This is a genomic window from Paucisalibacillus globulus DSM 18846, assembly GCF_000482485.1.
Classification (GTDB): Bacteria; Bacillota; Bacilli; order Bacillales; family Amphibacillaceae; genus Ornithinibacillus; species Ornithinibacillus globulus.
Window position 1 is genome coordinate 159,599 of sequence record NZ_KI519439.1, and the last position, 25,907, is coordinate 185,505.

26 protein-coding genes are annotated in these 25,907 nt (G+C 35.1%); 25 read left to right on the forward strand and 1 reads right to left on the reverse strand.

Annotation, left to right across the window (positions count from 1 at the left end; translation table 11 throughout):
- The first annotated feature begins 2 nt into the window (after positions 1 to 2).
- The 23 genes from K332_RS0119475 to K332_RS0119585 all read left to right on the forward strand — a co-directional run bounded on the left by K332_RS0119475 (position 3) and on the right by K332_RS0119585 (position 21,655).
- Entirely contained in the window at positions 3 to 683 is a 681-nt protein-coding gene (locus K332_RS0119475) for a ComFC family protein (RefSeq protein WP_026908974.1), read from the forward strand.
- A gap of 38 nt (positions 684 to 721) precedes the next feature.
- Positions 722 to 1,144, forward strand: coding sequence for a TIGR03826 family flagellar region protein (locus K332_RS0119480; protein WP_026908975.1), 423 nt, complete (start codon positions 722 to 724; stop codon positions 1,142 to 1,144).
- Between the two features lie 85 nt (positions 1,145 to 1,229).
- Positions 1,230 to 1,493: a flagellar biosynthesis anti-sigma factor FlgM gene (gene flgM, locus K332_RS0119485; RefSeq protein WP_026908976.1), complete on the forward strand. Its 264-nt coding sequence runs from the start codon at positions 1,230 to 1,232 to the stop codon at positions 1,491 to 1,493.
- A 16-nt stretch (positions 1,494 to 1,509) separates the two neighbouring features.
- Entirely contained in the window at positions 1,510 to 1,998 is a 489-nt protein-coding gene (locus K332_RS0119490; protein WP_026908977.1) for a flagellar protein FlgN, read from the forward strand.
- 26 nt (positions 1,999 to 2,024) lie between these two features.
- Positions 2,025 to 3,503, forward strand: a complete 1,479-nt coding sequence (flgK, locus tag K332_RS0119495) for a flagellar hook-associated protein FlgK (protein WP_026908978.1) — start codon at positions 2,025 to 2,027, stop codon at positions 3,501 to 3,503.
- Positions 3,504 to 3,512: 9 nt separating this feature from the next.
- Positions 3,513 to 4,379 carry a flagellar hook-associated protein FlgL gene (gene flgL / locus K332_RS0119500; RefSeq protein ID WP_026908979.1) on the forward strand — a complete coding sequence of 289 codons (867 nt, stop codon included), beginning with the start codon at positions 3,513 to 3,515 and terminating at the stop codon, positions 4,377 to 4,379.
- Positions 4,380 to 4,532: 153 nt separating this feature from the next.
- On the forward strand, positions 4,533 to 5,099 hold the full coding sequence (locus K332_RS0119505) for a DUF6470 family protein (protein WP_026908980.1): 567 nt from the start codon (positions 4,533 to 4,535) through the stop codon (positions 5,097 to 5,099).
- A 15-nt stretch (positions 5,100 to 5,114) separates the two neighbouring features.
- On the forward strand, positions 5,115 to 5,558 hold the full coding sequence (gene fliW, locus K332_RS0119510) for a flagellar assembly protein FliW (RefSeq protein ID WP_026908981.1): 444 nt from the start codon (positions 5,115 to 5,117) through the stop codon (positions 5,556 to 5,558).
- A gap of 2 nt (positions 5,559 to 5,560) precedes the next feature.
- On the forward strand, positions 5,561 to 5,785 hold the full coding sequence (gene csrA, locus K332_RS0119515) for a carbon storage regulator CsrA (protein ID WP_026908982.1): 225 nt from the start codon (positions 5,561 to 5,563) through the stop codon (positions 5,783 to 5,785).
- 76 nt (positions 5,786 to 5,861) lie between these two features.
- Positions 5,862 to 6,209 (forward strand): flagellar protein FlaG, encoded by a 348-nt coding sequence (gene flaG / locus K332_RS0119520; RefSeq protein ID WP_026908983.1) that lies wholly within the window; start codon positions 5,862 to 5,864, stop codon positions 6,207 to 6,209.
- 15 nt (positions 6,210 to 6,224) lie between these two features.
- Positions 6,225 to 7,709 carry a flagellar hook-associated protein 2 gene (locus tag K332_RS0119525; RefSeq protein WP_036689398.1) on the forward strand — a complete coding sequence of 495 codons (1,485 nt, stop codon included), beginning with the start codon at positions 6,225 to 6,227 and terminating at the stop codon, positions 7,707 to 7,709.
- A gap of 36 nt (positions 7,710 to 7,745) precedes the next feature.
- Positions 7,746 to 8,147, forward strand: a complete 402-nt coding sequence (fliS, locus tag K332_RS0119530) for a flagellar export chaperone FliS (protein WP_026908985.1) — start codon at positions 7,746 to 7,748, stop codon at positions 8,145 to 8,147.
- Positions 8,147 to 8,500, forward strand: coding sequence for a flagellar protein FliT (fliT, locus tag K332_RS0119535; protein WP_026908986.1), 354 nt, complete (start codon positions 8,147 to 8,149; stop codon positions 8,498 to 8,500). Before fliS ends, fliT begins: the two co-directional genes overlap by 1 nt.
- Before the next feature lie 202 nt (positions 8,501 to 8,702).
- Positions 8,703 to 9,242 carry a ribosome hibernation-promoting factor, HPF/YfiA family gene (gene hpf / locus K332_RS0119540; RefSeq protein WP_026908987.1) on the forward strand — a complete coding sequence of 180 codons (540 nt, stop codon included), beginning with the start codon at positions 8,703 to 8,705 and terminating at the stop codon, positions 9,240 to 9,242.
- A 275-nt stretch (positions 9,243 to 9,517) separates the two neighbouring features.
- Entirely contained in the window at positions 9,518 to 12,031 is a 2,514-nt protein-coding gene (secA, locus tag K332_RS0119545) for a preprotein translocase subunit SecA (RefSeq protein WP_026908988.1), read from the forward strand.
- A 189-nt stretch (positions 12,032 to 12,220) separates the two neighbouring features.
- Positions 12,221 to 13,319, forward strand: a protein-coding gene (gene prfB / locus K332_RS0119550; RefSeq protein ID WP_245604775.1) for a peptide chain release factor 2 whose coding sequence is annotated in 2 segments (ribosomal slippage) — positions 12,221 to 12,283 and positions 12,285 to 13,319 — 1,098 coding nt in all. Because the reading frame shifts where the segments join, the coding sequence is not laid out codon by codon here.
- A gap of 360 nt (positions 13,320 to 13,679) precedes the next feature.
- The gene (cccB, locus tag K332_RS0119555) at positions 13,680 to 14,027 is read left to right on the forward strand and encodes a cytochrome c551 (RefSeq protein WP_026908990.1); all 348 of its coding nucleotides are present in this window, start codon (positions 13,680 to 13,682) and stop codon (positions 14,025 to 14,027) included.
- A 287-nt stretch (positions 14,028 to 14,314) separates the two neighbouring features.
- Positions 14,315 to 15,001, forward strand: a complete 687-nt coding sequence (ftsE, locus tag K332_RS0119560; protein ID WP_026908991.1) for a cell division ATP-binding protein FtsE — start codon at positions 14,315 to 14,317, stop codon at positions 14,999 to 15,001.
- On the forward strand, positions 14,991 to 15,884 hold the full coding sequence (ftsX, locus tag K332_RS0119565) for a permease-like cell division protein FtsX (RefSeq protein ID WP_026908992.1): 894 nt from the start codon (positions 14,991 to 14,993) through the stop codon (positions 15,882 to 15,884). Before ftsE ends, ftsX begins: the two co-directional genes overlap by 11 nt.
- Before the next feature lie 126 nt (positions 15,885 to 16,010).
- Complete coding sequence (locus K332_RS0119570; protein ID WP_026908993.1) at positions 16,011 to 17,390, forward strand: murein hydrolase activator EnvC family protein; 1,380 nt, start codon at positions 16,011 to 16,013, stop codon at positions 17,388 to 17,390.
- Between the two features lie 211 nt (positions 17,391 to 17,601).
- A complete protein-coding gene (locus K332_RS0119575; RefSeq protein ID WP_026908994.1) occupies positions 17,602 to 19,077 on the forward strand; it encodes a S41 family peptidase in 1,476 nt (491 codons plus the stop codon).
- Between the two features lie 215 nt (positions 19,078 to 19,292).
- On the forward strand, positions 19,293 to 20,456 hold the full coding sequence (locus K332_RS0119580; RefSeq protein WP_026908995.1) for a PDZ domain-containing protein: 1,164 nt from the start codon (positions 19,293 to 19,295) through the stop codon (positions 20,454 to 20,456).
- Positions 20,457 to 21,115: 659 nt separating this feature from the next.
- Positions 21,116 to 21,655, forward strand: coding sequence for a YkoP family protein (locus K332_RS0119585; RefSeq protein WP_026908996.1), 540 nt, complete (start codon positions 21,116 to 21,118; stop codon positions 21,653 to 21,655).
- Positions 21,656 to 21,658: 3 nt separating this feature from the next.
- On the opposite strand, the gene K332_RS0119590 is transcribed toward K332_RS0119585, so the two are convergent.
- Positions 21,659 to 22,471: a metallophosphoesterase gene (locus K332_RS0119590; RefSeq protein WP_026908997.1), complete on the reverse strand. Its 813-nt coding sequence runs from the start codon at positions 22,469 to 22,471 to the stop codon at positions 21,659 to 21,661.
- Between the two features lie 96 nt (positions 22,472 to 22,567).
- On the opposite strand from K332_RS0119590, the gene K332_RS0119595 reads away from it, so the two are divergent.
- Both K332_RS0119595 and uvrB read left to right on the forward strand, forming a co-directional pair.
- The gene (locus K332_RS0119595; RefSeq protein WP_026908998.1) at positions 22,568 to 23,668 is read left to right on the forward strand and encodes an MGDG synthase family glycosyltransferase; all 1,101 of its coding nucleotides are present in this window, start codon (positions 22,568 to 22,570) and stop codon (positions 23,666 to 23,668) included.
- Between the two features lie 250 nt (positions 23,669 to 23,918).
- Entirely contained in the window at positions 23,919 to 25,904 is a 1,986-nt protein-coding gene (gene uvrB, locus K332_RS0119600; protein ID WP_026908999.1) for an excinuclease ABC subunit UvrB, read from the forward strand.
- Positions 25,905 to 25,907: the final 3 nt, after the last annotated feature.

A 25,907-nucleotide genomic window follows, 5' to 3' on the forward strand; every position in this document is an offset into this window, starting at 1 on the left:
TCGTGAACTGCCTCTGGTGTCACGAAGAAGTTTTATTGGAAGTTAATTGGACCACGATTACACTTCCAGCAAAAGCTAAACGTATCTGTGATAAGTGTGAGAACAGTCTAAAGGAACTTTCTGGAAATCGATGCCAACGATGTAGTCGCGAGGCCGATACGGAAATTTGTGATGACTGTATTTGGTGGGGGAATTATCATCATGGGGAGGATGTAATTGATTATAATTACTCCGTCTTTCCTTATAATGCGCATATGCAAGATATTATTGCAAAATGGAAATATCGTGGAGATTATCAGCTTGGACATCTATTCGAAAACCAATTTATTAATCACTTCTACAAAAAGTTCAACTGGATAAAAGAAGTTATAGCAGTACCGATTCCCTTGAGTAGTGAGAGATTGCAAGAGAGATGTTTTAACCAAGCTGAGATGCTTTGCTCCTTTTTACCAATTCAATCAATGGATATGTTAACCCGTGTTCATGGAGAAAAACAATCAAAAAAAACACGGAAAGAAAGAATCTCCTCTGAAAACCCTTTTTATCTAGTGCAAAAACTAAACAAACCTGTTATTCTTGTCGATGATATATATACAACGGGTACTACTTTACGTCATGCAGCTAGGCTGTTAAAAACAGCTGGTTGTCCTAATGTTTATACGTACACATTAGTTCGTGGATAATTTGGTATGATAAGATAATGTAGTAAGGAGATAATCAGATGGCAGAATTAGCAAATTGCTCACAATGTGGAAAAGTTTATGTGAAAGATTTAAAAGATATTTGTCGTGATTGTTATAAGAAGGAAGAAGCAGCTTTTAAGATTGTATATGAATTTTTAAAACAACAGAAAAATAGGGAAGCTACTTTAATTGAAGTTGTGGAAGCAACAGGGATTGAAGAAACAGTAATTACCAAATTTATTAAGGAAAAAAGATTACGTACATCCATGTTTCCAAAACTTGGGTATCCATGTGAACGTTGTGGCGATATGATTGTATCAGGGAAATTATGTATGAAATGTTCGGAAGAGATAAGGAATGACTTATTTCAATTTGAAGCAATTGAAAAGGTCGTAGAACGGAATAAAGAAACAAAGAAAAGTCCTGAAGTTTATTATACAATTGATAAACATCGTAGATAATGCTTTAGATTTGATAAAACAAACCGATAATATAGTTAAAGACATGTTCGATGTATGATTGTTTGAAAAATGATGGGGTGATGTAATGAAGGTTAATGGACCAAATCAAACTAATTTTAATCCATATAAAAACCAAATCCAAAAACAGATGGAAATGAAAAAAGTCGGGAAGCAACAAGACCAATTAGAAATTTCATCTGAAGCAATGAAATTGCAAGAAAATATAAAAGTAAATGCGAAGCGAGAAGCTTACGTCGAAGAAATTAAGAACCGTGTTGAATCTGGCCAATATGAAATTAATTATGAGAAGACTGCACATAAAATGATCGATTTTTGGTCGAAACAATAAGAGGAGGACGGCATCTGTGTCCGTACAATCAATTATTGAAAAATTAGACAGTTTAACTAACATTCATCATCAGCTATTAGCACTTTCTGAAGAGAAAACGAAAGTCGTAAAAAATGGTAATGTACAAGGATTGCAAGCTATTTTAGTGAAAGAACGTAAACTAGTCCAACAATTAGAACAGCTTGAGGAAAGCCGTCAAAAAGAAGTGGTAGAATGGTTTTCTAATCAAAGAGTATCCATAGATGATGCGACTGTAACAAATATGTTGAATCAGCTTAGTGATGATAATGAAAAGAAAAAACTTGAAGATAGTGTAATACGGTTAACCGAATCAGTGGTGAAATTAAAACAACAAGAACAATTGAATATTGCATTGATTCAACAATCGATGCAATTTGTTCAACTGTCCATCGATTTGATGAGTCCTACATTAAAGAATATGAACTATGGCAAAACCAATGATCAACCATCCTTGAATCGTTCAGTATTCGATTCAAAAGCATAATCAAACTGTTATGAAGGAGAAATACAATGAGTACATTCCACGGATTGGAAATGGCGAAACGTGCGCTATTTACACAACAATCAGCTTTATATACAACTGGTCATAATATTTCAAATGCAAATACGGAGGGTTATACAAGACAACGCGTCAATTTTGAAACGCTACCAGCCTACCCAAATGGTGCACGAAATCGCCCTCAAATTCCAGGACAACTTGGACAAGGTGTTCAAGCTGGTTCTGTGGAACGTATTCGTGATAGCTTCCTAGATTTACAGTATCGAGCAGAAAATAGTAAATCTAGCTATTGGGAAACGATGTCAAATTCGCTTTATCGTATGGAGAGCCTAATAAATGAACCTTCAAAAAGTGGTTTATCTAATACGATGGATCAGTTTTGGCAGTCTTTACAAGATCTATCTGTAAGCCCTGAAAATAGTGGAGCAAGATCTGTTGTTGTTCAGCGAGGGATTGCGGTTGCAGATACATTTAATTATTTACGAGAAAACTTGCAGAAAATGCAAAATGATGTTGGTACTCAAATTGATGTCACGATTGACAGTGCTAACTCATACTTAACTCAGATCAATCGAATTAATAATCAAATTAAAGAAGTTGAACCACATGGATACTTGGCAAATGACTTATATGATGAACGTGACCGACTAATCGATCAATTATCTGGTATTATGAATATCAAGGTTCATCGCGTAGAAAGTTCTGAGAGTGCGCCAGATATTGCTGCTGGATTAACTGACATAGAGCTTGTCCAAGATAATGGAAAGTCCTATGAACCTAAAGTTTATTTGTTACAAGCTAACCAGGAGCCGGCTGAAATTAGTATAAGTGAAGACAATGAAATAATGATTGATGGAACAATTTTTACTGGGAAATTTCCAAGCGGATCGTTACAAGCACTTATTGATGTCCATGGTGGTGGAAATGCAGCAGATGGTGACACGGTTTCATTTGAGCAAATGATTAAAGACCTTGATAACATGGCAAAAACTTTAGTAGATAAGTTTAATACCCAACATAGAAACGGACAAGATTTCAATCAAAACGGGGGCTTAGACTTCTTCCAATATAGTGATGGTGTCATGACCGTTAACGAATTAATTGTGGAGGATTCAAACCTAGTTGCTGCCAGTTTGACTGGTAGTAAAGGTGATGGTGATAACGCTCTTGAACTTGGGAAAATATTTGATACTATTTTTTCGGATGATCCTGCGATTGGTAATGGAAACTCTGTTAAAGGTTTCTATGAAGGGATGATTGGAAGTCTTGGTGTTGCTGCCCAAGAAGCAAACCGTATGGCAGCCAATACTGCAGCACTAAAATCTCAAGTTGAGACACAACGTATGTCTACAAGCTCTGTATCACTAGATGAAGAAATGACAAATATGATAAAATTCCAACATGCTTATAATGCTGCCGCAAGAAATCTGACAGCAATGGATGAAATCTTAGACCGTATTATTAATAATTTAGGAATAGTAGGAAGGTAGGAAATATATATGCGCGTAACACAATCGATGTTATCGAACAATATGCTACGTAATTTATCCAATAGTTATTCCAACATGGGTACTTATATGGAACAGCTAACAACTGGAAAAAAAATTAATCGACCTTCTGATGATCCCGTTGTTGCTGTTAAAGGGATGGATTATCGTAGTCAGTTAATCGAAGTGGAACAATATAAACGAAATACAGGTGAAGTGCACAATTGGATGGATAACTCTGATGATGCACTGGATCAAGCAACAAAAGCGTTGCAACGTTTACGTGAATTAGCTGTGCAAGCTAGTAATGATACGTATGACATAGAAGAACGTAAAAATATCATGGAAGAAGTAGAACAACTTAAAAGCCATTTAATCGATATTTCAAATACGAAAGTTAATGGGAAATATATCTTTAATGGGAATAATACAGATACTAAACCTGTAGCTGATGGCAATTTTCCAACAAACGTAACGGATGTTAACATTGAAGTTTCAAATGGTATTAAGATAAAAGTAAACGTTGATTCTGAGGAAATATTTGGCTCAGATGCATTTGGAAAAATTGATACATTTATTGCTGCACTGGAATCAGGAGACCAAGCTGAAATCGAAGGAAGTATTGGTCTTCTCGATGAAAATATTGATAATGTATTAAATGCTCGTGCAGATCTTGGTGCGAGAATGAATCGTCTTGATTTAATTGAAAACCGTTTAGGTTCACAAGAAATCTCCGCAACAAAAATGATGTCAGACAATGAAGATATTGATTACGAAAAAGTAATTACTAATCTAATTACTCAGGAAAGTATTCATCGTGCAGCACTTTCTGCAGGTTCAAGAATTATTCAACCGACATTACTTGATTTTCTACGGTAAAAAATTGCCCTAGCCCGAATAAGGGGTTAGGGTTTTATTCTTTTTAGTAGTTAGGGAAGTATAAAAAACTTTCCGCACGTATAAGAAAAACTAACACATTCGCTTGGGACTGAGCGAATGCGAGTTTTTCTAATAGGATTAGGAGGATTTAGCATGGAGTTACCACAAATACGAATGCAATCACAAATGGCAAAGATTAGTATGGCTACACAACCTGCACGGCAAGAAATACATCAACCAAAAGCAGATTTGTCCATTCAACAGCCACATGCAACGATAACTATGCAAACAACTCCTTCGAGACTAACAATTGATCAATCCCAAGCATGGGAAGATATGAATCTAATAGGTGTACTTAGATCAACCGAGAAACTAGCGCAAGAAGGAAAACAAGCTGCAAGTGAGGGAACTGGTAGAAGGGCATCTCAAGGAACAGAACTTATGAAAATTGAAAACAAGGGGAATCCTTTAGTAAGTCAAGCATTTCAAAATGCTCATGAACCGCCGAAATCTCTTGGGATAAAGTTTATCCCATCACTAAATGCGGTTAAAATTAATTACGAACCATCTAAGTTAGATATTAATGTGACGCCAAATAAACCGATTATTGAATCTAATGTAAACAAACCAGAAATAAATTATATCCCAGGTTCTGTTGATATTTCATTAGAACAACATCAAAGTTTAGAAATTGACTTTGTAAATTTATTTACTAATTAGGAAAGGGTGACATACATGAATATACAAACAAAATATGTAGGTGAAGTAGAGATTAATGAAAAACAAATTATTCAATTCCCATCTGGCTTGCCTGGGTTTATAGAAGAAAAAGAATTTGTGTTACTAGATATACCCGGTAATCCTGTTTTTCAATTTCTTCAGTCGGTAAAATCTGAGGAGTTAGCCTTCGTAGTTGCCAGTCCGTATCATTTTTATAAGGATTACAGCTTTAAAATAGATGATGCCACTATTGAGGCATTACAAATACAGAGTGAAAAAGATGTCATGGTATTAACTATTGTGACATTAAAGGATCCGTTCGATTCTAGTACAATCAATCTAAAAGCTCCTTTGATAATTAACCCAAATAAATTGTTCGGAAAACAATACATACTTAATTCCGATGAGTATGAGAGTAAAGCTTTCATTCAACCTACTTCTGTGCGGAAAGGGGTATAGCCATGTTAGTACTTACAAGAAAACTTAATGAGGCTATTCAAATTGGTGATGATATCGAAATTAAGGTGTTGGCAATTGAAGGGGATCAAATTAAATTAGGAATTGGAGCTCCAAAGTCGGTTGATATTTATCGTAAAGAAATTTATTTAGACATACAAAATCAAAATAATGAAGCGGCAAACATGTCGGTAGATTTATTAAAATTACTACATCCAAAAAGTGAATAACAAATGAGGTAAAGATTTAACTTTTTCCTCTTTCTATCCGATATAAAAGAAAAAGTTTACGAGGAGTTGCATGGGGATGCGCGTAGAATCTGTTTCGGTTACACCACAACCCTTGCAATACAGTGACAATAGTAGACCTACAACTGAGACTAAACCTGTAATGCAAGAAAATCTTATGATGAAGCAAAATCAAGAACCAACTGGTAATGAAATTAAGACGGCAGTAAATAAATTAAATGATTTTATTGAACCACTAAGAACAAATCTTAAGTTCGAATTACATGATGAGCTTGACGAATATTATGTTACAGTCGTTGATCCAAATACAAATGAGGTTATAAAGGAAATTCCATCTAAGAAGATCCTAGATATGTACGCGGCAATGGGAGAGTACATGGGGTTCTTAGTGGACAAGAAGATATAAAAGAGGTGTTTTAAAATGGTAATGCGTATTGGTGGTTTGGCATCTGGTATCAACACAGATGAAATTATTCAAAAATTAATGACAGCAGAAAGAATGCCATTAGACCGTATGGAACAAGACCGTACATTATTAGAATGGCAACGTGATGGTTATCGAGACATCTATCAAAAACTCTATGAGATGGATAATGATTTAATTTTAGATATGAAGATGAGTAGTACGTATAAGTCGAAAATGGTAAGTTCTTCGAATGAGGGTGCCGTAACGGCTACTGCTACTTCTAGTGCTCTGAATGGTTCTTATAATATTGAAGTAACAAAGCTGGCAACATCTGCAATAAAAGTTGGAGGTTCGATTTCATTTGATCCTAATACACCATTAGACGAACTTGATCCTCAGGTAGCGCTAGGAATTGCTACTTTTCAAACCTATGATGAGTCAAAAGGTGAAATGGTTCAACATGAGGTATCAATTGATGCTGGTGATACGTTAAATGACGTTCTAAAGGAAATAAATGGTGATAAGAGTAATAATGTAAGAGCCTTCTATGATGAACAGTCGAAGAAAGTTATTTTTGAAACTACAAGGACTGGAAATTTTAATGAAGGTGAAGAAATAATATTTGATAGTGATTTTTTTAATAATACATTGAACTTTAATGGAGTAACTGAAAACGGTGGAACTGATGCAGTGTTTAAGTATAATGGCGTAGATTTTACATCAAAGTCTAACACTTATACATTGGGTGGAGTTTCTTTTGATTTTAAGAATGTTACTGAGGCTGGACAAAGTGTTAGCTTAACCGTTAACAACGACGTAGATGCTGCATTCGACTCTATCATGAAGTTTGTCGACAAATATAATGAGATTGTCGAACTAATTAACGATTCACAAAATGAAAAACGATATCGTGATTATAAGCCACTTACGGAGTCCCAAAAAAAGGAGATGGAGGATAGAGAAATCGAGCTTTGGGAAGAAAAAGCTAAAAGCGGTATTCTCCGAGGCGATTCCATTCTAACTGGTGGTTTATTTGATTTACGACAAACATGGTATTCTAATGTTGACACTGGTGGAGATATAAAAACTTTAACACAAATAGGTATTTCAACAACAGCAGACTATATGAATGGTGGAAAGCTTAAAGTTGATGAGGAAGCACTGAAGGAAGCATTACGAGAAAATCCAGATGAAGTACACAAACTATTTTCGAATGCTACGGAATCAAAAAGTGATTCAAGTCGTGGATTAATTAATAGACTGGAAGATTCTGTTGAATCCATGATGAAAAAAGTTGAAGAACGTGCCGGTAAAACGACAAGTACACTGGATAATTATACACTAGGAAAAAGAATAAAGGATTTAGATACAAGAATTTCAAATTTTGAGGATAGATTGATAGGCATTGAAACTCGCTATTGGAACCAATTTAATGCGATGGAACAAGCAATATCACGATTAAATAACCAATCTTCACAACTTCTTTCGCAGTTTGGCTAAATGTAATCCAATTATTCTATAAAGGAGTTTTACCTTATGGCTTTAAATAAACCATATCAAGCATACCAAAATAATGCTGTTAATACTGCATCTGGCGGTGAATTAACGCTAATGCTTTATAATGGGTGTAATAAGTTTATCAAACAAGCAATTCGAGATATTCAAGAGAAAAATATGGAAGCAAAAAATACAAATATCCAAAAAGCTCAAGCGATCATTCAAGAGCTAATGATTACATTAGATCTGGAAGTGGAGATTTCCAAGCATATAATGCCATTGTATGACTATATGAATCGTCGTTTAATGGAAGCAAACTTAAAGAATGATATAGAGATTTTAGCGGAAGTACAAGGTTTTGTGGTGGATTTTCGAGATACTTGGAAGCAAGTAATTCTAAAAACAAGACAAAAACAATATGCTCAAGGTGAACACGTCTAATGAATCGAGTACAGCCAGTATTTGAGATTACTGAGAAAATGGAACAAATCCTTCGAGAAAATATTTCAAGTAATAATCGCCAGCGTATTGTGGAAGAAATCGATGCATTATTAATCCAAAGAGAAAAGTATATGGAAAATATCTCTGAACCTTACACAAATGAAGAATTAGAATTAGGTAAAAAGTTACTACCAATCAATCAGTATATTCAGCAAAAAATGAATCTATTATTTACTGAATTAAAAATAGAAATGAAGCAAATGAAGAAACAAAAGAATTCAAATCGTAAATATACAAATCCATATGAAAATGTCCAAACCGTTGATGGGATGTTTATGGATAAACGAAAATAGTAAAAAGGGATGTCCTAATAAATAGGAACATCCCTTTTGTAAATATATTGTTAATCCATTGTAAAGCCCTCTGTATCATGCGGTATCAGTGTTTTCTCTGCTTTTAGACAAATAAATTTAATAAATTATCATTGTTTATGCAGGATTTTTATAGGGAAACATAGTATACTATATATAAAGATAGATAAAGGAGGACACTTTAATGAAATTCAACATTCGTGGTGAGAATCTAAAGGTTACAGAAGCAATTAGAGAGTACGTAGAAAAGAAGATTGGTAAACTCGAAAAATACTTTGAGAGCCCAATAACCTCAGATGTACATGTGAATTTAAGTGTCTATAATGGTAAGCAGCGTATCGAGGTAACGATACCAATGTCAGGTCTTTTATTACGCGCTGAGGAAGAACATGCAGATTTGTATGCAGCAATTGACTTAGTCGTAGACAAATTAGAAAGACAGATTAGAAAATATAAAACAAAAGTTAATCGTAAACCTCGTCAAAATAATTTACCTAGGTTCGTAACAACGAATGTAGCGGTAGATTTAGACGAAGAATCTGATGATATAGAAATTGTAAGAACAAAACAATTTGAACTAAAACCAATGGACTCCGAAGAAGCAGTATTACAAATGGACATGTTAGGCCATGCATTCTTTGTCTTTGAAAATGCAGTATCCGGTGATACTAACGTTGTTTACCGTCGTAAAGATGGAAAATATGGTTTAATTGAACCAAAATAATAAAGTGTAATGAATTAAATGCTACCGGCGATCTCATAAATGGGGTCGCCTTTGACTTTTCAATATGTAGTTGATAATATTCAGCGCATTTATGTAGTTGGCATATAGAATTAAGTAGTGTTATTATTTAATATATAATTAAGTAAATAGTATAGTTATAAGTATAAAGAAAATGGATAGTGAACCTATTATCATACCTGTATACATAAGTATGTAAGAGGTGAGGATTAAAGATAATCCTCAATATTTCACTATTGGATCCGAGGAGCGTAAAGATGGCAGGTTTTCTTAAGAAATTATTCGATAGTAATAAAAAAGATTTAAACCGGGCACAAAGCACTGTGGAACAGATAGAATCAATGGAACCAGATATTGAAAAATTAACGGATGAACAGTTAAGAGAAAAAACGGCAGAGTTTAAATCCCGCTATGCAAATGGGGAAAGCTTGGATGATTTACTGGTTGAAGCTTATGCAGTTGTGCGCGAAGCATCTAAAAGGGTGTTAGGTATGCGTCCATTCCCAGTACAGTTAATGGGAGCTATCGTTCTTCATGGCGGTAATATTGCAGAAATGAAAACAGGGGAAGGTAAAACATTAGCTTCCACCATGCCTGCATATTTAAATGCCCTTGCAGGTGAGGGTGTACATGTAATTACCGTTAACGAATACTTAGCAGACCGTGATTCTAAAGAAATGGGAAAATTATTTGAATTCTTAGGTCTAACGGTTGGATTAAATACGAACGGGATGTCTAAGGATGAAAAGCGTGAGGCTTATCAAGCGGATATTACATATGGCACGAATAATGAATTCGGTTTTGATTACTTGCGTGACAACATGGTTCTGTACAAGGAACAAATGGTTCAACGACCTTTAAACTTTGCAATTATTGATGAGGTTGACTCTATTTTAATTGACGAAGCGAGAACACCATTAATTATCTCTGGTTCTGCACAAAAGTCAGCTTCATTATATACCCAAGCAAATTCATTTGTAACGACATTAAAACGTGAAGCAGACTATACCTATGATGAAAAAACAAAAGGTGTACAGTTAACGGAAGAGGGAATCAATAAGGCTGAAAAGTATTTCAACATCGAGAACCTTTTTGATTTAGATCATGTTACATTGACACATCATATTGGTCAGGCATTACGTGCACAGGTTTCCATGCATCGTGATACCGATTATGTGGTAGAAGAAGGAGAAGTTGTCATCGTTGACCAATTTACTGGACGTTTGATGAAAGGCCGTCGTTACAGTGATGGTTTACACCAAGCGATTGAAGCTAAGGAAGGCTTGAAAATCCAGAATGAAAGCATGACACTTGCTTCGATTACATTCCAAAATTTATTCCGTATGTATAAAAAACTTGCCGGTATGACAGGTACTGCGAAGACCGAAGAAGAAGAATTCCGTAGCATTTATAATATGAATGTTGTCGTCATTCCAACTAATAATCCGATTGCTCGTGATGATCAACCAGATAAAATCTACAGCACTGTTAATGGGAAGTTTAAAGCGGTTGTTGAAGATATTAAGGAACGTAATAATTTAGGGCAGCCTGTATTAGTTGGTACAGTAGCGGTTGAAACATCAGAATTAATTTCCCAGTATTTGAAAAAAGCTGGAGTTAAGCATGATGTATTAAACGCTAAAAATCACTACCGTGAAGCTGAAATTATTGAACACGCTGGTCAAAAAGGTGCTGTAACTATTGCAACGAACATGGCTGGACGTGGTACAGACATTAAGCTTGGCGAAGGAGTTCTTGAACTTGGTGGTTTAGCAGTAATAGGTACCGAACGTCATGAATCAAGACGTATCGATAACCAGTTACGTGGACGTTCAGGACGTCAAGGTGACCCGGGTATGTCCCAATTCTATCTATCGATGGAAGATGAATTAATGCGTCGTTTTGGCTCTGACAATTTAAAAGCCATGATGGAAAAAATGGGAATGGATGATTCGCAACCAATCGTAAATAAATTTGTTTCACGTGCAGTTGAATCTGCTCAAAAACGTGTAGAAGGAAATAACTATGATGCACGTAAGAATGTTTTAGCATATGATGATGTATTACGTGAACAGCGTGAAATTATTTATAAACAGCGATTTGAAGTAATTGATGCAGAGGGTAACGAACTTCGCGTAATAATAGAAAATATGATTAACTCCACACTTCAACGTGTTATTAGTACACATACACAAGATGATGATGAGGATAAGTGGGACCTACAGGCCATTGTGGACTATGTTAATGGAAACTTGTTAGAACAAGATTCTTTATCTGCAGATAACCTAAAAGGAAAAGAAACAGAGGAAATACAAGAGCTCGTTATCGAAAAAGTTCGAGTGAAGTATAATGAAAAAGAAGAAGAACTTTCTGAAGAGCAAATGCGTGAATTTGAAAAAGTTATCCTGTTAAGAACAGTTGATACAAAATGGATGGACCATATTGATCAAATGGATCAACTTCGTCAAGGTATCCATTTACGTGCCTATGGACAAAATGATCCTTTACGTGAGTATCAATTTGAAGGGTTTGCGATGTTTGAAGGCATGGTTGAGAATATCGAGGAGGAAGTTTCCAGGTATATCATGAAAGCGCAAATTCGCGATAACTTAAAACGTCAAGAAGTAGTGAAGAATACACAAGCTGTTTCTGGTGGCGGAGAAGAAAAGAAAAAGGTTCGTAAACCGTATGTGAAGAAGGAAACGGTTGGTAGAAATGATCCTTGTCCATGTGGTAGTGGCAAGAAATATAAGAATTGTCATGGACAGTAATGGTTAATATAACACTCCCAGCATGCTGGGAGTGTTTTCATGCGGGTGTGTCTGGTTTTTGAGTTGCTATAAGTTTCTGCAAATATATTTATGCAAGTCACATAAGAAAGCTTGCGCACTGGTCAGGAAGATACTCGTGCTATCCATATAATCAAATTAAAATTTATAATAATACTTAGAGGTGACATGATGGAATTTAGTGAAATTAGACATGAATTAGATAATATGAATAACCGCATTGCGGAATTTAGGGGGTCTCTTTGACTTAGATTCCAAGAAAGCTCGTATTCAGGAATTAGAGCATGATATGACAGCTCCTGGGTTCTGGGATGACCAAAACGGTGCGCAAACCGTTATTAATGAAGCGAATGGCTTAAAAGGGTTTGTAAATAGCTTTGATGAAATTTTTACTCGTCATGAGGATTTAGAAGTAACCTATGAACTGGCTAAAGAAGAAAATGATGCAGAGCTACTAGTTGATTTAGAAAATGAACTTGATTCATTAAAGAAAGTAATTAATGATTTTGAGTTACAAATGTTATTGAGTGAACCATATGATGCAAATAATGCAATGTTAGAATTACACCCTGGTGCAGGTGGTACGGAGTCACAAGATTGGGCAAGTATGTTACTTCGAATGTACCAACGCTGGGCAGATCAACATGATTTTTCCTGTGAAACACTCGACTACTTACCAGGTGAAGAAGCTGGCGTGAAAAGTGTTACATTATTAATAAAAGGACATAATGCTTATGGGTATTTAAAAGCAGAAAAGGGTGTTCATCGGTTAGTTCGTATATCACCATTTGATTCATCTGGCCGTAGACACACGTCCTTTGTATCCTGTGATGTGACTCCAGAAATGTCGGATGATGTAGATATTGAAATTCGAAGTGAAGATATTAAAGTCGACACATATCGTGCAAGCGGTGCTGGTGGACAGCACGTCAATACGACTGACTCTGCCGTACGAATTACGCACATCCCTACAAGTATTGTAGTTACATGCCAAAATGAACGTTCTCAAATTAAGAACAGAGAAGCAGCTATGAAGATGTTAAAATCAAAACTTTATCAATTAGAAATCGAAAAGCAACAACAAGAGCTAGCAGCACTTCGTGGAGAACAAAAAGAAATCGGTTGGGGAAGTCAAATACGATCCTATGTATTCCATCCATATTCTATGGTAAAAGATCACCGTACAAATGTTGAAATTGGGAATACAGGCTCAGTTATGGATGGTGAAATAGATCCATTCATCGACGCTTATTTACGCTCACAACTATAATGCAAATGAATCAAAATACCCGTGCCAATAATGGTTGCGGGTATTTTTTGATGAAAGGGTGAAAATCTTCCTCTGAATACGGAGAATAAGAGTGGTTCATACATCATTTCATGCAGAGATTCCGGTTGAAATGAACAATGAAACTCCCATTATTTTGCAATTCACTCCAATATGTTTAACCTTGTCCTCAATTGGGAAAAGCTATAGAAGAATTACTAATTTTGTCAAAAAGTGCCACAAAACTAGTTAACTCTTCATGTTTAGCCAGAATATGGCAACTTTGTGACTGGTATATTTATTTTTATAGGATATACTAAAAATTGAAAAGTAATTCTAAAATTGGATTGGGGGATTTTCTCAATGAAAAAATGGTTAGTAGCTATGCTATTCGGATCTGCATTAGTACTAGGTGCTTGTGGTGGAGACGATGGCGATGACAATGGTGCAACAAGTGATACAGGTAATGAGAGTGGCGAAACAGCTTCAGCAGTAGAAGATGTATATGAATCAAGCTGTGCAGCGTGTCACGGTGCTGACTTATCTGGTGGTGCAGGTCCAAATCTTGCAGCAATTGGAGCAGACTATTCTGTTGATGAGCTAAAAGACATTATTGCAAATGGAACTGACGGTAATATGCCGGCATTCAGTGGTAAACTATCTGATGATGAAATTCAACAATTAGCAGATTGGTTAGGCGCTAAAAAATAATTAAGAGTTAAAAGGCTTAAACTGAGTTAATCAGTTTAAGCCTTTTTTATTTTGTGAAAACAAAAATACAACCTAACCCAATAGGGAAAATGGTATATTATATGAGACTTAATTCCTATATTTCCTTGGATTTCGCCATATTTCAACAAGATTCTACAACATTTTTACCTTTGAAATATAAATGTAATAAATTTATGTCTAAAAAAGTTGTTGAAAGATGGTATAATGGTTAAGAATCTCGAGCAAAATAAGTCTTTTTGACTAATTTTATGTAAAGGTGATTAAATATGATTTTAATGAATGACATATATAAAACATATGGAAATGGTGTAACAGCCCTGAATGGTATTAATGTTGAAATTGAACAAGGTGAATTTGTTTATATTGTCGGACCAAGTGGTGCCGGCAAATCATCGTTTATTAAATTAATGTACCGTGAAATTAAACCTACACGTGGATCCCTACTTATCAATAATAAGGATATTAGTGAAATAAAAGAAAAAGACGTTCCTTTGCTACGTAGAAATATTGGAGTTATCTTTCAAGACTTCCGCCTTCTACCAAAGCTATCAGTCTATGAGAATGTTGCCTTTGCTCTTGAAGTAATTGAAGAGTCTCCACGTAATATTCGTAAACGTGTTATGGATGTATTGGATTTAGTAGGACTGAAAAATAAATCACGTTTTTTTCCTAATGAGCTTTCTGGTGGTGAACAGCAACGTGTATCTATTGCACGTGCCATTGTAAACCGTCCTAAAATTGTTATTGCCGATGAGCCAACTGGTAACCTGGATCCAGATACATCATGGGAGATTATGCGTGTTTTTGAAGAGATTAATAATAGTGGGACAACCATTATTATGGCTACCCACAGTAAAGAAATCGTAAACACAATTAAAAAGCGCGTAATTGCAATTGAGGATGGCTTAATTGTAAGAGATGAACAGCGAGGTGATTACGGTTATGAAAGCTAGAACAATAAAAAGACATTTACGGGAAGGTCTAAAAAACATTGTACGTAATGGTTGGATGACTGTAGCATCAGTTGGTGCAGTAACCATGACATTACTGCTTGTTGGTGCTTTCCTTGGGTTAATACTGAACTTAAATCATATGGCAGAGAAAATTGAGGATGATGTCGTTATAAAAGTTCTCATTGATTTAGCTGCAAATGATGAAGATGTTATTGCACTTGGGAAGGATTTAGAGAAAGTTTCCGGTGTTGAAACGGTTATTTTTTCATCTAAAGATGAAGAGTTAAATAGCTTAATAGATAGCATGGGTGAAGGTGGAGAAGTTTGGGAGTTGTATGAACAAGAAAACCCATTAAACCACGCTTATATAATAAAAGCGACAGATCCACATAATACAGAGGCTATTGCTGCAGAAGTTAAGAAACTAAACGCTGTTGATTCTGTTTCCTTTGGTCAGGAAGTTGCTCAAAACTTATTCAAGTTTACGGATTATGCAAGAACAGTTGGGATTATTCTGATAGCTGGTCTCGTATTAACAGCGATTTTCCTAATTTCAAATACGATTAAATTAACGATTATGGCAAGAAGTACAGAGATTGGAATTATGAAATTAGTAGGTGCAACTAATAGTTTCATCCGTGGGCCGTTCTTTGTTGAAGGTTTATTATTAGGAGTACTTGGCTCAATTATCCCAATTACAGTTGTATTAGCAGGCTATAAAATAATTGAAACTAGTGTTGGTGGTATTTCCTCCATTGGTTTCGTGGAAATGCTTCCGTTCAACCCGTTTGCATGGCAGCTAGCAGGTATTATTCTAATTGTTGGTGCTGGTATCGGAATTTGGGGTAGTTTGATGAGTGTTCGTAAATTCTTAAAAGTATAAAGACAATTCATGAACTAGTACTATATGCCCACTTGCTTTTTTGATAAAAAGGCATTAGGGAATTTAGTACTAGTTACATAGTTGAAAGAGATAGATTACCAGATTACTTGGAGGGCAGGGGAAATAATGAAGAAAAAGATTGGAATATGTTTTTTAGTTGCCCTAACGGCATTCGGAACGGTCTCCTTTGATTGGAACATTGTTTCTGCTCAAACAGAAGATGAGATTAAAAAGGAAATCAAGGACTTAGAAAAAGAACAATTGCAACTAGGTGAGGAAAAGGAAGATATTCAAAATAATAAAAGTGAAACAGAAGAAAAGATTGAAGAGAATTTAAATGAACAAGCTTCTGTTCAAAGTCAGATTGATTCACTTGATCAAAAGTTAAATGATACAAAGGCAACTATCACTGCTAAACAAGGGGAAATAGATGCAACAAATAAAGAAATTGAAGAATTAACTTCTAAAATTGAGGACTTAAAAAATGAAATTAAGCAGTTAAAAGAAGAAATAGAAGTATTGCTTGAACGTATTGCTGAACGTGAAGAATTACTTTCGGAACGTCTACGAACCATTCAAAGAAGTGGTGGGGCAATGAGATACCTAGAAGTACTTCTTGGTTCAAAAAGCTTCTCTGACTTTATTTCTAGAACGGCAGCAGTTAATATTATGATGGATCAGGATAAGGCAATCCTTGAATCTTTAGCAAATGATAAAAAAGAAGTAGAGAACAAGAAATCAACTGTCGAAAGTAATAAAAAAGATGTTGAGTCAAAACGTCAAGAAGTCGAAGATAATAAAGTAGCTTTAGAAGGACAGAAGAATGAATTAGTTGCACTTGAAAAACAATTAGATGAGCAAATGGCAGAAAGACAGATTTTACTTGCTAAGCTTGAGGAAGAACATCATCATTTAGAGCAATATGTCATTACATTAGAAGATGAGCAACGATTCCTAGCACAACAAGAAGAAGCTGCAAAGAAAGCTCAGCAAATAGCAGAACAGCAATTAGCGGCATTAGCGCAAAAGAATGAAAGTTCAAATTCGAATAATAATGCAAGTAGTCCAAATGCTGGAACAGGTAAATTTATTTGGCCAGCTTCTGGATCAAGAACATCTAATTTTGGTTGGAGAGTACATCCTATATACTTTACGAAGAACTATCATGGTGGAGTAGATATAGGTGCTCCAAAAGGTACCCCAATCTATTCATCCGGTGCTGGGGTTGGAGTAGTTAGTACAGCAGAATATCACAGTTCCTACGGTAACCATGTCATGGTTGTAAATATTATAGATGGTCAAACATACGTGACCAATTATGCTCATATGTCCAGTATTGCTGTTAGTCCGGGTCAACAAGTTGAACAAGGACAAGTAATTGGCTATGTCGGTTCAACCGGTGATTCTACTGGTCCACACCTTCATTTTGAAATTCATCTAAATCGTTATGTTGGTGTAAATCCTAATACTACAAATGCAGTAAACCCAGTAAATTATTTACCATAAATAATGAAGACATTACATAAAGTTATGTAATGTCTTTTTTAGTGGACAAATAACTTTATCATCATAAAATGAAAAAAGTTTGGCGTCATTAACCATTTTCCTATATGATAATAGAATAAGTAGTTTGACTCTTAACAAAAAGTTTGTGTTTACTAAATTTATTAGTGTTTAAGATAGCTACCTTACATATAACTATTACTGGGGTGATAAAATGAAGTTGAATAAAATACATATTGTACTTATCTTGGTTGGTGCATTACTTCTCGGATTCATTGGTGCTTATGCTGGGGTTTCTATTGCAACTCCTGATCAAGCAGAGCAAAACGTAGCAGATAATAGTAATAAAGAGAAAAATCAAACGAACCAACAAGATGATGAACAAAATACGCAAGTACCTGCTGAATGGCAGAAAGTTGCACAAGCGTACAATATTATTAAAGAAAATTACTTAGAAGGCGCCGAGGAACAACAGTTAATTGCAGGTGCGATTGAAGGGATGCTAGCTACATTAGGTGATCCGTATAGCACATACATGGACCTTGAGACGATGGAAAGCTTTAATGAGCAAATTGAGGCATCTTTTGAAGGTATTGGTGCTGAAGTAAGTATGGTTAATGGATTAGTAACCATTGTTGCCCCAATAAAGGATTCCCCAGCAGAGAAGGTAGGTCTTAGACCAAATGACCAAGTTCTTGAAGTAGATGGTGAGACTCTGGAAGGCCTTAACTTGAACGAAGCGGTAGCGTTAATTCGTGGGGAAAAAGGTTCTGAAGTAGTGTTAACAATCCTACGAGCGGGAACTGCTGAGCCATTTGAGGTTTCTATCACTCGTGATACGATTCCAATTGAAACCGTCTATTCTGAAATGAAAACCCAGGAAGGTAAGAAAACGGGTGTAATTGAGATTACTAATTTTGCCGAAACAACTTCAAAGGATTTTAATACACAGCTAAAAGCATTAGAAGATGAAGGAATGGAAGGCTTAGTTATTGATGTTCGTGGTAATCCAGGTGGTTTATTGAATTCAGTAGAGGAAATACTAATGAATTTTATTCCGAAAGATAAACCATATATTCAAATTGAAGATCAAAAAGGAAATAAACAACCATATTTTACAAAGCTGAAAGAGAAAAAAGATTATCCAATTACTGTCTTAGTGGATGAAGGTAGTGCTTCAGCTTCAGAAATTCTTGCTGTAGCAATGAAGGAAGTTGGCTATGAAGTTGTAGGACATACAACCTTTGGAAAAGGTACCGTGCAGCAAGCTGTTCCATTAGGAGATGGTAGTACGATTAAACTAACTTTCTTTAAGTGGTTGTCTCCAGAAGGTAATTGGGTACATGATGACGGAGTTGAACCGACAGTCGCTATAGACCAACCAAAATACTTCTACACAAACCCAGTACAAATTGAAGAACCATTAGAGTATGATAATACTGGAACTAATGTAGAGAATATCCAACTAATGCTGGAGGGTCTAGGATATACCATAGATCGAACCGATGGGTATTTTGATAAAGTAACGGAAGAAGCAGTAAAAGCTTTTCAGGATGCTAATGATTTAGAAATGACTGGAAAAGTGGATCAAGATACTGTTGGAATGCTGGAAGCAAAATTAATTGAAAAAATTCGTAGTGGTGAAGATGATCTACAAATGGACCGAGCATTAGAAGTGGTCTATCAATAATAGTAGAAAGGAATCCAGATATGGGTTCCTTTTCTGCTTTTGACTATTTAAAACAACAGAGAAAATCAATAATAATTGAGATTTTTCCTTTATCTAAAAGAACCACGATGCTTTTAAAATTGTTTTTATGAAAAAGCAGGAAAAAAATCGACAAATGACGAATATATAAGGTTATAATTAGTTTTGATGGGATTGTAGTTGGAAGGTGATTATGAATGTTACAAGATTGGTTAATTGAAGTAGCAAAAGGGATTGGAAAGCTGTTTCTAAATCCGCTTTTCTATTGGGCAATTATTTTCATCATTTTAGTTGGTATAAAAAGAATCAAACTAGAAAGAAAATATTTTGGCACAAAGGTATTTGATGTGTTATCAGAGTGGAAAGATACTTGGGGATTCTCAGTAATAATAGGTATCTTTTACTCTATAGTAGTAGTAGGAATCGGTATGGTTATCTCGTATGAAGCAATTATTATATTGAGTATCGTTACTATTTTGCTAACCTTAACATTCCGTTTTACTATGCTTTCTCCAAGTTATACGATTGGGATTACGATAATTATTTTATTGCTATCACCATTATTATCAGAATATCTTCCAGTTCAAGGAGAGATAAATTTATCAACACTTGCCATATTACTAGCATTATTTTTATTTGTGGAAGCCCACTTTCTTAGTAGAATTAGGCAAAATGAAACATATCCTTCATTAATTGCAGGGGATAGAGGTAGTTGGATAGGAAGACATTGGATTAAAAAGTTCTCCATTATTCCTTTATTTACATTAGTTCCATCGGGTTTAATAGAACCTTTTGCTGCCTATTGGCCATTCCTTTCTGTTGGCGGTGAAGAATATGCATTAGTTCTTATTCCATTTGTTTTAGGTTTTGAATTTCCTGTACGAGGTAGCATGCCATATGAAGTTGCCAATCGAAAAGCAATAAACCTCTTAGGACTAGCTGTTATTGTTTTGGCTATAGCAATTGGAAGTATTTTTATGCCATGGCTAGTAATCATTACTGTAGTAATTGCTATTTTTGGCAGAGAATTTATTAATTATCGATTCCGGATTGCGGATCATGCAAGAAGTCCATTTTTTAATCATACGAATGAAGGATTAAAAGTACTAAGTGTTATCCCTGGTTCACCAGCAGACAGATTGAATATATTAATTGGGGAAACGATTACAAAGGTAAATGGTCAGAAAATACATAGTGAAGATGAATTGTATGAAGCACTTCAACAAACAGGGTCATTCTTTAAAGTGGATTTACTCGATAATAATGGAGAAATTCGATTTATCCAAAGTGCCTTGTATGAAGGGGATCATCATGAACTAGGGCTAATTTTTACCCGTGAACCATATAGAAAAATTAAATAATTAACAGCAAATCCGTATCACAATGGTGGTGCGGATTTTTTATTATGGTTTTATTGAAGGAAAGTATGCGGAAACTTGTTTTAGGATTATGATAATGTTCTATACATCTAACTGGCTTCAAAATAACTTATAACGAGGTCCTATACTTCATTTTAGCCAAATGTATGCTTCAAAATGATGAATAGCGAGTTCCTATACGTCATTTCAGCTAAATGTATGCTTCAAAATGATGAATAGCGAGTTCCTATACGTCATTTCAACCAAATGTCTGCTTCCAAATGATGTATAACAAGGTCTTATACGTCATTTCAACCAAATGTCTGCTTCCAAATGATGTATAACGAGGTCTTATACGTCATTTCAACCAAATGTCTGCTTCCAAATGATGTATAACGAGGTCTTATACGTCATTTCAACCAAATATCTACTTCAAAATGATGTATAACGAGGTCCTATACGTCATTTCAGGCAAATATCTGCTTCAAAATGATGTATAGCAATGTATTTCCTAATGTAGTTACCGCACAATTATACAAACTACAAAGTAATCACATCTAAGTATTAGCAAGAAAAGAATAGCTCGGGCTAAGTTCGCTAATATTTTTCCGTTTTTCATGCAAACTAATAGTGCAATTATTTTCGGAAGGAAGATTATATGGATGAAAAGTTATTTATTAGGGGTATGGACTACATTTGATCCAGTATATTATTCATTTTCTAGATTGAGGTATGTTAAAGATTTTGAAAAAAATCGTACATTATTCCGTGTTAGACTTACTAGATACAAAGGAAGAACTACTGTATTAAAGGATGGAACGGTTATTCATAAAAATGACTTACTTCTAAAAATCCACCTTCATAATGTAAAAATTATGAATGAGTTGTATGCAGTGACAAGTGATACAAAACGTGCAGTTTATATTTATCATATGATAAAACGGTCAATGCCAATGCTTGCTGAGTATGTGAAAAAACATGAACGCTTTAATGATATTAAAGGGATTATCGGTATAACGAGCCTTTATAAAGGATCCAAACGCCTTGGGTTTGATAATATTACAATACAAAATGCAGTTTACCGGACTTATAAACGATGGACTTTTTCTCCAATTAATTATATTGCTAGCTCATCCAGACAGGAAGATCCAAAGTATTTATTTATGTCGAAGGATGAGCTAGTTAATAGATATGGTTGCTGAGAATTATATTGCTATATCGTGAAAGGTGATTTCGGGGCGACTTCCAACCCGAATATTGACCCCTGTTTGGCCTAACCCCTCGCTAATATAAAAGGGTGAATTATTATGTGAATGTAATCCTTTAATCATATTAAGACGTGGGAGTTTTCCCATTTTTACAAGGTGAAAAGCCTTTGGATAGCGGATTTGTCCTCCATGGAAATGACCGGCTAATAAATAATCAAACGGATAATCGTCCATATGAAGCACGATATTTGGGTCATGTGTTAGTACAATGTTTATACCCTCTTTAATTTGTTGATAGGATTTCTTAAGGTCACTTCGATTTGTACTGTAATCGTCAATACCAATAATATTTATATTTTGATTATTTACTTCAATGGTATGGCTAGTATTCTGCATTACCATACAATCATATTGTGTTAACAGTTCCGTTAATCTAGTTAAATTTGCATCGCGTAAAACATAATCATGATTACCTAGGACAGCGTAAATACCATGTTTAGGCTTCATTTTTTGGAATACTTCAAGATAAGCTTCTAACTTTGGAATGGTTCGTTTTCGGTCAAGAAAGTCACCAGTTAAAGCAATCATATCAGGATTTTCATTTTCAAGTTTTTTTGCTAGTTCTTCAGGTGTTATTGAAATATTTTCAAGGTGTAAGTCAGATAAGTGTAGGATAGATAGGCTAGATTGTTTGATTTGTTGTTTAGAAGAGATTTGGATTTTGTTAATTTGAACGTCCTTTGTGTTTTGATTTGCTTTATATATGAGAAAGCTAATTAGTATTAGCATAATAGCAAAAATGATATACATCTTTTAAATTCCTCCCCGTAAAGGATTATATCATGCCTAAAGCTTCCTAAGCATTGGTAAATGAAGGGATTATATTGAAGGTGATGGGGTGAGAAATTGAATACCGAACAAAATGATGAAGCACTTTTTCTACCATTTATGCAAATTCCTACGGGCCATCATCATGTTGCTGATGCAGTAATGGAAGAATTACAACGAACTGTCAAAAGAATGAGTTGTGACAAAGTGGATATTCTTTCTTATAGTTATGGAAAAATAGAAAAACTCGTATCTGCGACCTATATAAATTGGATTAAAGTGATGCCAAAAGCATATGACTTCCTTTATAATACTTTAGCCGTTAAAAACCAAACAAAGCGTTCTAGACAATTATTGTACGAGGCAATGTTTACATCATTTTTTATGAAGTTAATTAAGGAAAATAACCCTAGTATTGTGTTTTGTACCCATTGCCTTCCCTCCAATATTGCAAGTATTTTAAAAGAAAAAGGAAAGCTGCAAGCAATTACCGTTAATGTCTACACGGATTATTTCATTAATAGAGTATGGGGGATAAGGGGAATCGACTACCATTTTGTCCCTTCGATTAGGGTAAAACAGTTTTTAGAGAAATTAGGGGTGGAAAAGGAAAGAATCTTTTTGACTGGCATCCCGGTACATCCTGTTTTTCGAAAACAATCGGAAAGAACACGTAATACACAACTTCGGGTTTTAGTAACGGGGGGAAGTTTAGGTGTTGGGGCCATTGAAAAAATAATTCCACCTAATCCAGAGATAAGATATAAGGTTCTCTGTGGACAAAATAAAAAACTTTTATATAAGCTGAACTCACTAAAAAATCCACTTATTGAACCCGTCGCTTATGTAACAAAAAAAGAAGATATAAATAAACTATACAATGAAGTAGATGCAGTCATTACAAAGCCAGGAGGAGTTACTGTAAGTGAATGTTTAATGAAACGAATACCAATCTTCACCACAAACGCCCTCCCAGGCCAAGAAAAAATAAACGAAATGGAATTATTACAATTAGGAGTAGCCAACCCACTTGACCCATTCAAAAATATCGAACATCAAGTAATAAATTTTTTCCAGAGTAAAGAAAAGCAAGAACAATATTATAAAAACCTAAATGTGTATCATACTCATTTAGATAAAAAATCATTAGCAGATATATTGTTAGAGCTTTGCAATTAAATACATAAATACAACTGCACATAGAGGCAGTTGTTTTCTTTGTTTTAACTGTTTTTTAATAGAAGGTAAATACTGCATGAAAATGAATAGTAACAACTGTTAACATTTAATTAGCTAAATTCTTGAACACAAAGCAAAAAATAGTTACTATGTAATTATACAAAAAACGAATGTTAGTTCGTATTTATGTTAAACTAGTGGTATATTATGGTACACTATAAAAGTAGGTTTTTAGGATGGAGGGAAGGCTATGGAAAATAATACGTTTGAACTGGTTTCAAATTATGAACCGCGTGGAGATCAGCCTAAAGCAATTGAAGAATTAGTCGAAAAAATACTTACTGGACAACGACACCAAACATTACTAGGTGCCACTGGTACAGGTAAGACCTTTACAGTTTCGAATGTTGTAAAGGAAATTAACCGGCCAACATTGGTTATTGCCCACAACAAAACTTTGGCAGGTCAATTATATAGTGAGTTTAAAGAATTCTTCCCGAATAATGCAGTAGAATATTTTGTCAGTTATTATGATTATTACCAGCCAGAGGCATATGTCCCTTCCACCGACACATTTATAGAAAAAGATGCGAGTATTAATGATGAAATAGATAAGTTACGACATTCGGCAACATCGGCATTGTTTGAACGGAATGATGTATTAATCGTTGCGAGTGTATCTTGTATATATGGTTTAGGTAACCCAGAAGAATACGGTGCACAAGTGTTGTCACTAAGAATGGGAATGGAAAAAGATCGTGACCAACTATTACGTGATTTAGTTGATATTCAATATGCACGTAATGATATTGATTTTCAACGTGGTACTTTTCGAGTTCGTGGGGATTCGGTTGAAATTATTCCTGCATCTCGTGAAGAACATTGTATTCGTGTTGAGTTTTTCGGAGATGAAATAGATAGAATTCGAGAAGTGGATGCTTTAACTGGAGAGATTATCGGTGATCGTGATCATGTTGCTATTTTCCCAGCTTCCCACTTCGTAACCCGTGAAGAAAAAATGAAACTAGCAATTGCAAATATAGAAAAAGAGTTAGAAGAACGATTAGAAGAGCTTCGTAGTAACAATAAATTACTAGAAGCGCAACGTTTGGAACAAAGAACTAATTATGATCTAGAAATGATGAAAGAGATGGGATTTTGCTCTGGAATCGAAAACTATTCTAGACATTTAACATTAAGAGAATCTGGTGCAACACCATATACATTAATAGACTATTTTCCAAAAGATTTCCTCGTAGTTGTGGATGAGTCCCATGTTACATTACCACAAATTCGTGGAATGTATAATGGGGACCAAGCAAGAAAACAAGTCCTTGTGGATCATGGCTTCCGATTGCCATCTGCACTGGATAATAGACCACTTAAGTTTGATGAATTTGATGAAAAAGTTCACCAGATTATCTTTGTATCTGCAACCCCGGGCCCGTACGAGTTGGAGCACACCCCAGTTATGACCGAGCAAATCATTCGTCCAACTGGCTTACTGGATCCTATTGTTGAAGTTCGTCCGATCGAAGGTCAAATTGATGATTTAATTGGTGAAATTAATGCACGGACTGAGAAGAATGAACGTGTCCTTGTTACCACATTAACGAAGAAAATGTCTGAGGATTTAACCGATTACTTGAAAGAAATAGGGATGAAGGTTGCTTATCTTCATAGTGAAATTAAAACGCTGGAGCGAATTGAAATTATTCGAGACCTACGGGTTGGAAAATATGATGTTCTTATTGGGATTAACTTACTACGTGAAGGGCTTGATATACCAGAGGTTTCACTTGTTACCATACTTGATGCAGACAAGGAAGGATTTCTACGTTCCGAGCGCTCTTTAATTCAGACGATGGGGCGTGCAGCTCGTAATGCGAATGGTCGAGTTATCATGTATGCAGATAAAATAACCGATTCTATGCAAAAAGCCATTGAGGAAACAGAACGACGTCGTGAGAAACAAATAGCTTATAATAAAGAACATAATATTACACCTCAAACGATTCAGAAAAAAGTTCGTGATGTCATACGCGCAACTGTTGCTGCAGAAGATAAAGTGGAGTACCAAGAAAAGGCAAAGAGTTTGTCAAAATTAACGAAGAAAGAACGAGAAAAGGTTCTTCAAAATATCGAAAACGAAATGAAGGAAGCTGCAAAAGCGCTTGATTTTGAAAAAGCGGCAGAACTTCGTGATATCCTGTTTGAACTTAAAGCGGAAGGATGACCT

Coding starts and splice junctions, on each gene's coding strand:
- K332_RS0119480 (WP_026908975.1), top strand. CDS start 722: ATGGCAGAATTAGCAAATTGCTCACAATGTGGAAAAGTTTATGTGAAA.
- flgM (WP_026908976.1), top strand. CDS start 1,230: ATGAAGGTTAATGGACCAAATCAAACTAATTTTAATCCATATAAAAAC.
- flgK (WP_026908978.1), top strand. CDS start 2,025: ATGAGTACATTCCACGGATTGGAAATGGCGAAACGTGCGCTATTTACA.
- flgL (WP_026908979.1), top strand. CDS start 3,513: ATGCGCGTAACACAATCGATGTTATCGAACAATATGCTACGTAATTTA.
- K332_RS0119505 (WP_026908980.1), top strand. CDS start 4,533: ATGGAGTTACCACAAATACGAATGCAATCACAAATGGCAAAGATTAGT.
- fliW (WP_026908981.1), top strand. CDS start 5,115: ATGAATATACAAACAAAATATGTAGGTGAAGTAGAGATTAATGAAAAA.
- csrA (WP_026908982.1), top strand. CDS start 5,561: ATGTTAGTACTTACAAGAAAACTTAATGAGGCTATTCAAATTGGTGAT.
- flaG (WP_026908983.1), top strand. CDS start 5,862: ATGCGCGTAGAATCTGTTTCGGTTACACCACAACCCTTGCAATACAGT.
- K332_RS0119525 (WP_036689398.1), top strand. CDS start 6,225: ATGGTAATGCGTATTGGTGGTTTGGCATCTGGTATCAACACAGATGAA.
- fliS (WP_026908985.1), top strand. CDS start 7,746: ATGGCTTTAAATAAACCATATCAAGCATACCAAAATAATGCTGTTAAT.
- fliT (WP_026908986.1), top strand. CDS start 8,147: ATGAATCGAGTACAGCCAGTATTTGAGATTACTGAGAAAATGGAACAA.
- hpf (WP_026908987.1), top strand. CDS start 8,703: ATGAAATTCAACATTCGTGGTGAGAATCTAAAGGTTACAGAAGCAATT.
- secA (WP_026908988.1), top strand. CDS start 9,518: ATGGCAGGTTTTCTTAAGAAATTATTCGATAGTAATAAAAAAGATTTA.
- cccB (WP_026908990.1), top strand. CDS start 13,680: ATGAAAAAATGGTTAGTAGCTATGCTATTCGGATCTGCATTAGTACTA.
- ftsE (WP_026908991.1), top strand. CDS start 14,315: ATGATTTTAATGAATGACATATATAAAACATATGGAAATGGTGTAACA.
- ftsX (WP_026908992.1), top strand. CDS start 14,991: ATGAAAGCTAGAACAATAAAAAGACATTTACGGGAAGGTCTAAAAAAC.
- K332_RS0119570 (WP_026908993.1), top strand. CDS start 16,011: ATGAAGAAAAAGATTGGAATATGTTTTTTAGTTGCCCTAACGGCATTC.
- K332_RS0119575 (WP_026908994.1), top strand. CDS start 17,602: ATGAAGTTGAATAAAATACATATTGTACTTATCTTGGTTGGTGCATTA.
- K332_RS0119580 (WP_026908995.1), top strand. CDS start 19,293: ATGTTACAAGATTGGTTAATTGAAGTAGCAAAAGGGATTGGAAAGCTG.
- K332_RS0119585 (WP_026908996.1), top strand. CDS start 21,116: ATGAAAAGTTATTTATTAGGGGTATGGACTACATTTGATCCAGTATAT.
- K332_RS0119590 (WP_026908997.1), bottom strand. CDS start 22,471: ATGTATATCATTTTTGCTATTATGCTAATACTAATTAGCTTTCTCATA.
- uvrB (WP_026908999.1), top strand. CDS start 23,919: ATGGAAAATAATACGTTTGAACTGGTTTCAAATTATGAACCGCGTGGA.